General features: G+C 33.8%; 12 protein-coding genes. 9 read left to right on the top strand and 3 right to left on the bottom strand.

The window, feature by feature from the left end:
* Positions 1–112: 112 nt before the first annotated feature.
* Positions 113–565: an SRPBCC family protein gene (locus DMB68_RS16090; protein WP_110347689.1), complete on the top strand. Its 453-nt coding sequence runs from the start codon at positions 113–115 to the stop codon at positions 563–565.
* Positions 566–849: 284 nt separating this feature from the next.
* On the opposite strand, the gene DMB68_RS16085 is transcribed toward DMB68_RS16090, so the two are convergent.
* Positions 850–1257, bottom strand: coding sequence for a DUF1842 domain-containing protein (locus tag DMB68_RS16085; protein ID WP_110347688.1), 408 nt, complete (start codon positions 1255–1257; stop codon positions 850–852).
* Between the two features lie 457 nt (positions 1258–1714).
* On the opposite strand from DMB68_RS16085, the gene DMB68_RS16080 reads away from it, so the two are divergent.
* Positions 1715–2113, top strand: coding sequence for a DUF1090 family protein (locus tag DMB68_RS16080; protein ID WP_110347687.1), 399 nt, complete (start codon positions 1715–1717; stop codon positions 2111–2113).
* Between the two features lie 68 nt (positions 2114–2181).
* Here DMB68_RS16080 and DMB68_RS16075 read toward each other — a convergent pair whose 3' ends face one another.
* Positions 2182–2586, bottom strand: a complete 405-nt coding sequence (locus tag DMB68_RS16075) for a hypothetical protein (protein WP_110347686.1) — start codon at positions 2584–2586, stop codon at positions 2182–2184.
* Between the two features lie 18 nt (positions 2587–2604).
* Positions 2605–3417 (bottom strand): UbiA prenyltransferase family protein, encoded by an 813-nt coding sequence (locus tag DMB68_RS16070; protein WP_110347685.1) that lies wholly within the window; start codon positions 3415–3417, stop codon positions 2605–2607.
* A 220-nt stretch (positions 3418–3637) separates the two neighbouring features.
* Between DMB68_RS16070 and gcvP the strand changes: the two genes are divergently transcribed.
* The 7 genes from gcvP (at position 3638) to DMB68_RS16035 (ending at position 12686) form a co-directional block, all read left to right on the top strand.
* Positions 3638–6487, top strand: coding sequence for an aminomethyl-transferring glycine dehydrogenase (gene gcvP / locus DMB68_RS16065; RefSeq protein ID WP_110347684.1), 2850 nt, complete (start codon positions 3638–3640; stop codon positions 6485–6487).
* 376 nt (positions 6488–6863) lie between these two features.
* Positions 6864–8111 (top strand): glycoside hydrolase, encoded by a 1248-nt coding sequence (locus tag DMB68_RS16060; protein WP_110347683.1) that lies wholly within the window; start codon positions 6864–6866, stop codon positions 8109–8111.
* Positions 8112–8332: 221 nt separating this feature from the next.
* A complete protein-coding gene (locus DMB68_RS16055) occupies positions 8333–9391 on the top strand; it encodes a 3-oxoacyl-ACP synthase III family protein (protein WP_110347682.1) in 1059 nt (352 codons plus the stop codon).
* Positions 9392–9628: 237 nt separating this feature from the next.
* Positions 9629–10150 carry a methyltransferase domain-containing protein gene (locus DMB68_RS16050; RefSeq protein ID WP_110347681.1) on the top strand — a complete coding sequence of 174 codons (522 nt, stop codon included), beginning with the start codon at positions 9629–9631 and terminating at the stop codon, positions 10148–10150.
* Positions 10151–10249: 99 nt separating this feature from the next.
* Entirely contained in the window at positions 10250–11098 is an 849-nt protein-coding gene (locus DMB68_RS16045; RefSeq protein ID WP_110347680.1) for a glycosyltransferase, read from the top strand.
* Between the two features lie 80 nt (positions 11099–11178).
* Entirely contained in the window at positions 11179–11925 is a 747-nt protein-coding gene (locus DMB68_RS16040; protein WP_110347679.1) for an MlaE family ABC transporter permease, read from the top strand.
* Entirely contained in the window at positions 11925–12686 is a 762-nt protein-coding gene (locus DMB68_RS16035) for an ABC transporter ATP-binding protein (protein WP_110347678.1), read from the top strand. Before DMB68_RS16040 ends, DMB68_RS16035 begins: the two co-directional genes overlap by 1 nt.
* Positions 12687–12719 lie beyond the last annotated feature (33 nt).

Raw genomic sequence — 12719 nt, 5'->3', positions numbered from 1 at the left:
CAACAGCTCTCATTAGTGGAACACTCTGGTCTGACATAGCAATATCTTATTCGATTACTGCAGTTATTACAGGAATATTTTTAAAATCAGATTCTAAATTAACGCACCAGACATGACAACCATAAATCTAACCACAAAAATAAATGCTCCGTTAAAAACTGTTTTTGATGTATCACGAAATATAGATATTCATCAGCAATCTGCAGCTCCATCAAATGAAAAAGCGATTGCCGGTGTGACATCAGGATTGATAAATTTAAACGAAACCGTAACCTGGAAAGGAAAACATTTCGGTTTTTACCTAACTCATAAAAGCCGAATTACTGCAATGAATTTTTATAGTTATTTTGTGGATGAAATGGAAGAAGGAAACTTCAAAACCTTCAGACACGAGCATTTTTTCGAAGAAATAAACGGAATTACCATAATGACAGATCAACTGCAATATGAAACTCCGTTTGGCATTATCGGAAAATTATTCGATACTCTGTTTCTAAAAAACCATCTGATTGATTTTCTTTTGGAAAGAAATAAAATGCTCAAAAAAATAGCAGAAAACCAATAGACTTATTTTTAAAAACAACAACTTTAATCCCCACAAAACTGATTAACTTTCCCCCAAAAAAGTATAATATGTTAGCGGTTACTATTGTTTAGCACGAACAAACTCTTGAAGCTGTTTATTTTTTGTTTTCTATTTTCTCGAAAGACTTTGCTTTAAATATTAACATTCGGAACAGGATCACTGGAAAAACATACAACTTTTGTATTTTTAAAATTAAAATCTTAAAAAAAGGCTTGTCATAAAACGAGCCTTTTAAAGATAATTATAATTGCATTGCTGAAATATTATACTAATTCAGCCTGGTTTACAGCTTTTACCGGTACATTTTCTATAGTATGTCCAAAATATGAAAAACCTCCGGTACCATTCCATTCGTTATCGATAGCTAAATGAGCATCAAAGTCAGCTAAGAAAGAACCAATTGCAGGTGGAGGAACTGAATGAACATATTGTCCTTTTAAACCAACAACCTGTGTAACATTTCCAATTCCGGTTGCATATATTTTTCCTGTTACCGGAACTACAATACGGCTATCAGGACCTTGTATTGCCTGAGTAATTACCACTGTACCCGATACTGAATGCTGAGATGGTACAACTACTAAACTAAATGATGCAACTGAAGCACCTGGTGTTCCTACATTTCCGATTGTGCCTTTTGCTAAATAAGCACCTGCTAATAAATCTGCCATAACTTTAAATTTATATTTTTTTCTTACTCGTAAGGCTTTTCAGAACCGCCTCGTTTTTTAAAGTGGGATCTGCTCCACTTTTTAATTTATATCTATAAGATTATCAAAGAAGTATACTTAATTTTCTATATCAAAACTATATCAGATTTGTAGGATTTATAGAAGAAATGTCATAAGATGGAAATTGTTAGTCACGAAAGAGATGAAAATTGACATGGAGTGATTTTATTTCTGACTCAAAATTATATCAGACTTAAAAAAAATGAGAAAAATGATGTAAGGCGAAGATTCTTGGTCATAAAACCTTTAAAAGGAGTCATTAAGTACATTTTGAAATTACCTTATTTAAAATCCTAATAAGTAATAATCTCAAAATAAATCATACTCTAATTCTTTTAGATAAGGACATTTTGAAATCGTAATTTCTTACTTTTATATATAATTAAAAATCAAGCTTATGACAATAAAGACCAAAATTTTATCAATAGTATTCTTCGCTTTCTCCATTATTGGATTCTCACAAAGTAATTGCAAAGATTTAAAAAGCTGTGAAAGGAAATTATGCGAATTAAGCACAAAACTCGCCGCGGCTAAAAAAGCTGGTAATAAAAATCAAATAAAAGGAGTTGAAGATGCCATAATTCAAACCAAAAAAAACTGCACTACAAAAACAGTCAATACTGATCTGGATAAAAAAGTAAAAGATAAACAACAAAAAGTTAAGGAAAGAACTGCTGATTTGAATGAGGCAATTAAGGATAAGGAAAGTAAAGAGAAAATCGACAAAAAAAGAAAAAAACTAAACGAAGCGAAAGCCGAATTGAATAAAGCACTTGCGGCTCAGAAAACAAAATAAGACTTTATAATCTTTTCATTAAAAAACCGATATCTATATAATATCGGTTTTTTTAAATACATTATTTCCTAAACACCATCCCTGTTAGTTGCCTTCATTATGAAAGTATAATATAAGAACAATGTCAGTGCATTAATAAACAAATGTTCGAGAAAAACGTAAATACTCATTGGAGGCATAAACCAGCTGAAAACACAAGTACCAAAATAAGACGTAATAAACAGCATTGCCTTTTGATAGAAAATTACAATCTTTTTATTGATTTGAAATACCACTAACAGTAATAAAGCCAATACATTATTTACTGCAATTGCAAAAACCAAAGAAAAAGCACAAACAAATATAGTAACGCCAAAATAAGATTCGATCATCATTGGCCAGATAAAACAGATAAAGAAATTCCAGCCAAAAAAAAGCGCCAGAAATTGTAAAAAAGTAAATCTAAATCTTAAAAAGTATATATCTTCTCCCATAAATATTAAAAATTTAATTTACAAAAAAACGATCATCAGCCACCAAAGAATGGGTACACTTTCTACCCAAAAAGAAGTATAATATTTAGGACGTTCAGGATTTGAAAATGCAATAAACAACATCAGTATCACAACCATAAAAAGATTTATTACAGCATCACGATAATTGAAAGTGGAAATTAAAATCTCTAAAAACCAAAACGGGATCAGCAATAAAAAACCCAAAAGTTTAGTTTTTTTTACCCCGATTGTCTGTGGAACGGTTTGAAGATGAGGATCATCATTTGCTAAATCAATAATTTCAAAAACTAAAATCAGCACAAAAACTAAGATGAAACGTTGAATACATTTTATAAAAAAATCTGTAGTAACCGGAATCTCTGCATTTATTAAAGGTAAAACTAAAGTTGCTCCCACCCAGCAAATTGCCACAATGTAAATTTTTACACCAGCCCAATTTCTGGCATTTTTTCTATTTGGAAAAAACGGCAGCGTATAAAGTGCTGTTATCGCAAAAATACCTATAGAAACAATCTGAGTAATTTTCTTTAAATGAAAAAAATAATAACCAACCAAAATCACCGAAATAAAACTCAAAACAGCAATAATTTTTAGCTGAATTCCGATTGGATTTTTTTTGACACGAACCAAAGCATCATATTTAACAAAATTATACCCCACAATTGTCCCGAAAAAAACAAAAAGTGCCATCGGTTCATCGTACTGAATATGAAACACATGAAACGTAATCCGTACCAAAGCATAACACGATAAAGCCACGTGAATACTGCTATTTAAGTAAAAATCGAATATCTGTTTTAATTGTTTCATATTTCAAATCTAATCAATTGTTAACAAATCAACTCTTTAGTTGAAAAATTCATAAAAATTGAAGTTAAAAATACCCATTAAATTATTAATAATACTTAATTTTGCACCACAAAAAAACAACACATTTATCCTAAAATGTAATAAAGATTGTATTCTGCTGACCAAGTTAAAAGAATACAAGATAAAATTACATTCCTTTTAAAAAATTAGATAGCTACAAATGAGAACAGATGCTTTTGCTTTAAGACACATTGGACCGAGAGAAACCGATCTTCCATACATGTTGAAGACTATTGGAGTGGAATCGATTGAACAACTTGTTTATGAAACACTTCCGGATGATATTCGTCTAAAGGCACCTTTGAATTTAGATCCTGCAATGACAGAATTCGAATTCGCAAATCATATTCGCGAATTAGGGAAGAAAAATAAAACATTCAAATCATACATTGGTTTAGGTTATCATCCAACTATCGTTCCGGCTCCAATTCAGAGAAATATTTTTGAAAACCCAGGATGGTATACAGCTTACACTCCTTATCAGGCAGAAATTGCTCAGGGACGTCTTGAAGCTATTTTAAATTTCCAGACTACTGTTATCGAATTATCCGGAATGGAGATCGCAAACGCTTCTTTATTAGATGAAGGAACGGCTGCAGCAGAAGCTATGGCGTTACTATTTGACGTTCGTACGCGTGACCAGAAGAAAAACAATACGCACAAATTCTTCGTTTCAGAAGAAATTTTACCACAAACTTTATCGGTACTTCAAACCCGTTCAACTCCAATCGGAATTGAATTAGTTGTTGGAAACCACGAAACGTTTGATTTTTCAACTGAGTTTTTCGGAGCGATTTTACAATATCCGGGAAAATATGGTCAGGTAAATGATTACAGCGCTTTTGTTGCTAAAGCAAAAGAAAACGAAATCAAAGTGGCTTTTGCTGCCGATATTTTATCATTAGCGACTTTAACTTCTCCGGGAGAAATGGGAGCTGCAGTTGTAGTTGGAACCACTCAGCGTTTTGGTGTGCCAATGGGTTACGGTGGACCTCACGCGGCATACTTTGCTACTAAGGACGAATACAAAAGATCTATGCCAGGTCGTATTATCGGAGTTTCTGTAGATGTAAACGGAAACCGTGCTTTACGTATGGCTTTGGGAACCCGTGAACAGCATATTAAACGTGAAAAAGCAACTTCAAATATTTGTACTGCTCAGGTTTTATTAGCAGTTATGGCCGGTATGTACGCGGTTTACCACGGACCAAAAGGTTTAAAATACATTGCAAACAAAGTTCACGCATCTGCAGTTACAACTGCTGAAGCTTTAAATAAACTTGGAGTTTACCAAACCAATACAGCTTACTTTGACACTATTTTAGTAAAAGCAGACGCTCAAAAAGTAAAAGCTGTTGCTGAGAAAAACAAAGTAAACTTCTTCTATGCTGATACTGACAGCATTTCGATTTCATTCAACGAAACGACTTCAGTTGCAGACATCAATCAAATCATTGCCATTTTTGCTGAAGCTTTAGGAAAAGAAACTTTCACGGTTTCTGAATTAACTGAAGCAAGTCAATTACCGGCCTCTTTAGAAAGAACATCTTCTTTCTTAACGCATGATGTTTTCAACAATCATCATTCTGAAAGTCAGTTAATGCGTTACATCAAAAAATTAGAACGTAAAGATTTATCATTGAATCACTCGATGATTTCATTAGGTTCTTGCACAATGAAATTAAATGCCGCTTCTGAAATGCTGCCTTTATCAATGCCAAACTGGAACAGCATCCACCCATTTGCACCAGTTGACCAAGTTGAAGGTTATCTTACAATGTTGAAAAGATTAGAGCAGCAATTAAATGTTATTACAGGTTTTGCCGGAACAACATTACAGCCAAACTCTGGGGCTCAGGGAGAATATGCTGGTTTAATGGCGATTCGTGCGTACCACATGTCAAGAAACGAAGGACATCGTAATGTATGTTTGATTCCTTCATCTGCTCACGGAACAAATCCTGCTTCTGCAGCGATGGCCGGAATGAAAATTATCGTTACGAAAACGACTCCGGAAGGAAACATTGACGTAGAAGATTTAAGAGAAAAAGCGATTGAACACAAAGATGATTTATCTTGTTTAATGGTAACGTATCCTTCGACTCACGGCGTTTTCGAATCTTCAATTATTGAAATCACAAAATTAATCCACGATAATGGCGGATTAGTATATATGGATGGCGCCAACATGAACGCGCAGGTTGGATTAACAAATCCTGCTACAATTGGCGCTGACGTTTGTCACTTAAACTTACACAAAACATTCGCTATTCCTCATGGTGGTGGCGGACCTGGAGTTGGACCAATTTGTGTGAATGAAAAATTAGTTCCGTTCTTGCCAACAAATCCAATTTTAAATGTTGGTGGTGAACAAGCTATTACAGCAATTTCATCTGCACCTTATGGATCTGCTTTGGTTTGTTTGATTTCTTACGGCTACATCACTATGATGGGTGCTGAAGGATTAAAAAGCGCTACAGAGCACGCCATCTTGAATGCAAACTATATGAAATCTCGTTTCGAAGATCACTACCCAATTCTTTATACAGGAGAATGCGGAAGAGCGGCTCACGAAATGATTTTAGATTGTCGTGCATTCAAAGAAAACGGAATTGAAGTGGGTGATATCGCAAAACGTTTAATGGATTACGGTTTCCACGCTCCAACGGTTTCTTTCCCGGTTGCAGGAACACTTATGATCGAACCTACAGAATCTGAAGATTTAGCCGAATTAGACCGTTTCTGTGATGCTCTTATTGCAATCCGAAAAGAAATTGAAACCGCTACAGCAGAGGATAAAAACAATGTATTGAAAAATGCTCCGCATACTTTAGCAATGCTTACAGCGGATACCTGGGATTTTCCATACACCAGAGAAAAAGCAGCTTACCCATTAGATTACATAGCTGAAAATAAATTCTGGCCATCTGTTCGTCGTGTTGATGATGCATACGGTGACAGAAACTTAGTTTGCAGCTGTGCTCCTATTGAAGCTTACATGGAGAATTAAAAATAACTCCATTGGCAATTCTTTATTTGATCCAATAAAATTTAAAATACCTTATTAAAGAGCTACTAATTAGTAGCTCTTTTTTATTTCTGCAATTATTAATATCCAACCTTTGATAAAAATTGTATTCCATTAAAAACATTTTTATTAGTTAATACAACACTTATAATAATTCATCCTTTTTTCTTATCACCATTTACAATCGGTTGTTTAATTTTAGTTTTTAAAATATTCTTAATAAGTTAAAACAATAAGATTAAATAGCTAAAATATTAATAATTAAAATTTTACAATCTATAATTTTAAACTTTTTCTCACAATCGGTTGTTTTTTTATTATTATATTAGCTAAATATTTAACCTCAAAAACCATTATTATGAAAAAAAGAATCGCATCTTTATTATTAATTAGTGTTTTAACATTTACGAGCTGTTCTAAAGATGAAGAATCAGCAGTAATTGAAAACATAACTACAGAAAAGGATACAAAACCTACCAATCTTACCGGTAAAGTAAGTTCTAATGCTACTATTGAGCCCGCTAGTGTCCAGCAATACATTAGAGGATTTGGCGGAGCCAACATCAGGGGCTGGGTAGCTGATTTGACTGCTAATCAAAAAATCAAAGCTTTCTCAACGACTGAAGGATTAGGACTAAGCGTCCTTAGAGTCAGAATTTCTCCTAACAGCTCTGACTGGACAGCAGAAAAAGCAACAATTGATGCGGCTAAATCTTACGGAGCAACCATCATAGCGTCTTCATGGACTGCACCGGCTTCAATGAAAGACAATAACAATCTTGTAGCAGGAAAACTAAAAACGAGTTCTTATGCTGCTTACGCACAACACCTTAAAAATTTCAATACAACTGTAGGAGGAGTTGCTGCAATTAGCCCAATAAATGAACCAAACATTAATGTAAGTTATGAATCAATGGAGTTGACAGCTTCAGAAGTTGCAAATTTTGTTGCTGCCCAGGGAGATAACTGTGGTACTAAAATAATGGCCCCAGAACCTTTTAACATGAATACAACTTATATTAATACTTACCTGAACAACACAACAGCCAAAAACAAAACCAGTTATATTGCTGGTCACATATACGGTGCAAATCCAACATATGTAAATTTTGGGAAAGAAGTCTGGATGACAGAGCATATTACAGACACAAACGATGCTAACATTTGGACAGGTGCTATGAACACTGCTAAAGAAATACACAAGTGTATGATTGCAGGTTACAGTATGTATACATGGTGGTATATAAGAAGAAGCTATGGTCTGCTTGATGAAAACGGCAACATAACAAAACGCGGTTATGCAATGACACATTTCTCCAGATGGATTCGTCCTGGATTTAATAAAGTTAACTGTACTGCAAATCCTTCATCAGGTGTTTATATTACGGCATACAAAAAAGACAATAAATTAGTTATTGTAGCTATAAATGACAATTCCGAAATAACGTATCAGCCTTTTAGTTATAGTAATATTTCAATCACTGGATTTAATCGTTACAAAACAACCAGTTCATCTAATTTAGCAGCTGATAATATTGCTGTTTCCGGGGGTAACTTTGGAATCAATTTGCCTGCATCAAGTATTACAACCTTGATTTCTTACTAATTTTTTCAAATTTACCTAATACATTAAAATGCTTCGATTTGTCGGAGCATTTTTTTATTATAAAGGTTCAAAATTCGTCAAAACTCTTATTTCATTGAAAAATAGACAGTATATTACTAAAAAAATTACTATTCCATAATTATATGCATGCATAATAATTTTTATAGTTGAAATAATATATTTATTTATAAATTAGCTTAAAATTTTTGGAAAAAGAACTAATGAGAATAAAGATAATAGGTATCGGAAGCTATATTCCGCAAAAAGAAGTTAAGAATACCGATTTTGATAAACATGTTTTTTTAAATGAAGATGGTACTCCTTTTGGATATCCAAACGAAACTGTAATAAGAAAATTCAAAGGCATTACTGGAATCGAAAATCGTCGTTATGCCGAAGACCAGCATATAACTTCAGATTTAGCCTTTTTTGCAGCCGAAAAAGCAATTGCAAATGCTGATATTGACAAAGAAACTTTAGATTATATCATCTTTGCGCACAATTTTGGTGATGTCAAATCCGGAACTGTTCAGTCAGATATGATTCCGAGTTTAGCAACCCGTGTGAAACATAAACTGGATATCAAAAACCCAAAATGTGTGGCTTATGATATACTTTTTGGCTGTCCTGGATGGATCGAAGGCGTATTGCAGGCCAATGCTTTCATCAAATCCGGAATGGCAAAAAGAGTTTTGGTTATTGGTGCAGAAACCCTTTCAAGAGTTGTTGACGATCATGACCGCGATTCTATGATTTATTCAGACGGTGCCGGAGCTTCAATTTTAGAAGCCTCAAATGACGAAGCCGGATTATTATCTTACGAAAGTGCCACTTTTGCAAACGATGAAGCCAACTTTCTTTTCTTCGGTAAATCATACAATCCTGATCTGGATCCGGATATAAAATACATCAAAATGTATGGGCGTAAAATTTACGAATTTGCATTAAGCAATGTTCCGTGCGCCATGAAAGACTGTCTGGATAAAAGTGGAATTGCTATCGATGAGGTTAAAAAAATCCTTATCCATCAGGCAAACGAAAAAATGGACGAAGCCATCATTGCACGCTTTTATAAACTATATGACAAAACACCTCCAAAAGACATCATGCCTATGAGTATCCATGATTTAGGAAACAGCAGTGTTGCCACCGTACCAACTTTATACGACCTGTTAATTCAGGGCAAAATCGAAAATCACGAAATTAACAAAGGCGATGTTGTGATTTTTGCTTCGGTTGGAGCAGGAATGAATGTCAATGCATTTGTTTACAGATATTAAATTATAAATAGTTCTTCCGGCTATCCATTACAAGTCCACACTTAAAAAATGTGTTTTTTATGCCTTAAAAAAGCTTCTTCCAGTCGCTTCTTTAAACCTGCAAAAACTACACTTTTTAAGTCGTGGGCTTTTCATTTCTATCCGGGCTAAAAAACACCAAAACTAGAAGATATCTTTGTATATTTGCCACCTAATCATAAAATCAAGAACTGGCCCTGCCCGGTTCACATCTATATTATGTACGAAAAAACGTTTCCAAATAAAAGATTTAAACTTACCCTGGAGTTTTTACAAAAACACATCAAAACATCTGAAACTATTCTTGATTTGGGGGTTGAAAATCCGTTTTCAAAAATCATGAAAGAAGCCGGATATTCTGTAAATAATACAACCGGAGAAGATTTGGATCTGAATCAGGATTCGTTGAAAAACGCCAATTCTGATGTTGTAACTGCATTCGAAATTTTCGAACATTTATTAAATCCCTTTACGATCTTAAACGAAATAAAATCAGACAAATTATTGATTTCGATTCCGATGCGTTTATGGTTTTCACCAGCTTATCGTTCTAAAACAGATATGTGGGACAGACATTACCACGAATTTGAAGACTGGCAGCTGGACTGGCTTCTGGAAAAAACCGGCTGGAAAATCATCGACAGACAAAAATGGACAAACCCGGTAAAGAAATTTGGTATAAGACCTTTTTTAAGAAGCTTTACAAATAGATATTATATTGTTTACGCTGAAAAAATTTAGATTTCAGAATGTAGATTTTAGATTAACGGTTTCTGATTTCTGATTTTAGATAAAGTAAAAAATCTAAAATCTAAAAATCTAAAAATCTAAATTTTTAATATGAAGTACTATATCGTCATTCCCGCACACAACGAACAAAATTTAATTGGTTTAACCCTTGAATCTCTGGTTTCACAAACTGTTTTGCCATCAAAAGTTGTCGTTGTCAATGACAATTCTACCGATAAAACAGAAGAAGTGGTTTTGGGTTTTGCAAAAGAAAACCCTTTTATTTCTGTTGTAAATAAAACTTCTGATGCGATTCATATGCCGGGAAGCAAAGTCATACAGGCTTTTCAAAAAGGTTACGAAACCTTGAATTCTGATTATGAAATCATTGTAAAAATAGACGGCGATTTAATTTTCCCACCAAACTATTTTGAAACCATTATCAGACATTTCGAATCAGATTCAAAAATCGGAATGGTTGGCGGATTCTGTTATATTGATAAAAATGGCGAATGGATTTTAGAAAACCTGACCGATAAAGATCATATTCGTGGAGCTTTAAAGGCTTATAGAAAAGAAACTTTCGAACAAATTGGAGGCTTACGCCCTGCAATGGGCTGGGACACAGTTGATGAATTATTGTGCAAATACTATGGCTGGAAAATTGTCACCGACCAGTCTTTACATGTAAAACATCTTAAACCAACAGGTGCCAATTACAACAAAATAGCACGTTACAAACAAGGAGAAGCTTTTTATACTTTAGGATACGGTTTTTGGATTACGGCAATTGCTTCTGCAAAACTCGCAATGATGAAGAAAAAACCATTTCTCTTCTTAGATTATATAAGAGGTTTTTGGAAGGCAAAAAGTGCAAAAACTCCTTTATTAGTTACTCCTGAACAGGCTAAATTTATAAGAAAGTATCGTTTTCAAAAAATGAAACAAAAGTTAATTTGATTGCCAAAACAACCGAAAAACGGGAACTCATAACCCAAAACTCGTAACTTCTTTTTACCTTAGCCAATATTTGTAAAACTATGATGTTAATTCGTTATTTATCCCAGGTAGGGAAATATTTTTTAATGCTGAAAGAAATTTTCAACAAACAGACCAAATGGCCTGTAATGAAAAAATTAATTTTCAAAGAAATCGACGATTTAATAATTGATTCACTTGGAATCGTTTGTTTTATCTCCTTCTTTATTGGTGGGGTTGTAGCTATTCAAACTGCCTTAAATCTAACCAATCCTTTAATTCCTAAATATTTAATTGGTTTTGCTACTCGTCAATCTGTAATTCTGGAGTTTGCACCTACTTTTATCTCAGTAATTATGGCTGGAAAAATGGGTTCATACATAACTTCCAGTATTGGAACCATGCGTGTGACTGAACAAATTGATGCGTTGGAAGTTATGGGTGTTAATTCTTTAAATTATCTTGTTTTTCCAAAAATAGTAGCCTTATTCATGTATCCTTTTGTAATTGGAATTAGTATGTTTCTTGGAATTTTTGGAGGGTGGCTTGCTTGCGCTTACGGCGGGTTTTCAACTAGTCAGGACTTTATTGCAGGAGCCCAAATGGAATTTATCCCTTTTCATATCACATATGCTTTTATCAAAACTTTAATTTTTGCAATGTTATTAGCTACAATTCCATCTTTTCATGGCTATTATATGAAAGGCGGCGCACTTGAAGTAGGTAGAGCCAGTACAGTATCTTTTGTATGGACATCGGTTTGTATCATTCTTTTTAATTATATATTAACTCAATTATTATTAGGATAATGATAGAAGTAAAAAACATAGAAAAATCATTTGGTGACAGCAAGGTTTTAAAAGGTGTTTCGACAGTTTTTGAATCCGGAAAAACCAACCTTATTATTGGTCAGAGTGGATCAGGAAAAACAGTTTTATTAAAAACCCTATTAGGAATTCATACACCGGATTCAGGAACAATTGAGTTTGATGGACGTATTTATTCTGAATTGGATCCGGATGAAAAAAGAGAACTGAGAACCGAAATCGGAATGGTTTTTCAGGGAAGTGCTTTGTTCGACTCCATGACAGTAGCAGAAAACGTTGCTTTTCCTTTAAGAATGTTTACTAACGACAATCGTGCTAAAATAAAAGAACGTGTTGATTTTGTTTTGGAAAGAGTAAATTTAGTTGATGCACATCAAAAGCTTCCTTCTGAAATCTCAGGAGGTATGCAAAAACGTGTAGCGATTGCCCGTGCTATTGTAAATAATCCAAAATACTTGTTTTGTGATGAACCAAATTCAGGATTAGACCCTAATACCTCAACTTTGATCGATAATCTGATTCAGGAAATCACTAGGGAATACAATATTACAACCGTAATCAATACGCACGACATGAACTCGGTTATGGAAATTGGAGAGAATATTGTTTTCCTCAAAAAAGGATTAAAAGCCTGGCAGGGAACAAAAGAAGAAATCTTTAGAACAGACAATAAAGACATTGTCAAATTTGTTTACTCTTCGAACTTGTTTAAGAAAGTTAGAGAAGCTTATTTGAAAGGATAAACTCTTTAAAATTTCAAAATAAAAATTCCAAAT

It is taken from the genome of Flavobacterium hydrophilum (assembly GCF_003202405.1).
Lineage (GTDB): Bacteria > Bacteroidota > Bacteroidia > Flavobacteriales > Flavobacteriaceae > Flavobacterium > Flavobacterium hydrophilum.
The sequence above is the reverse complement of the archived record's forward strand: the minus strand, read 5'-3'. Positions and strand labels throughout refer to the sequence as shown.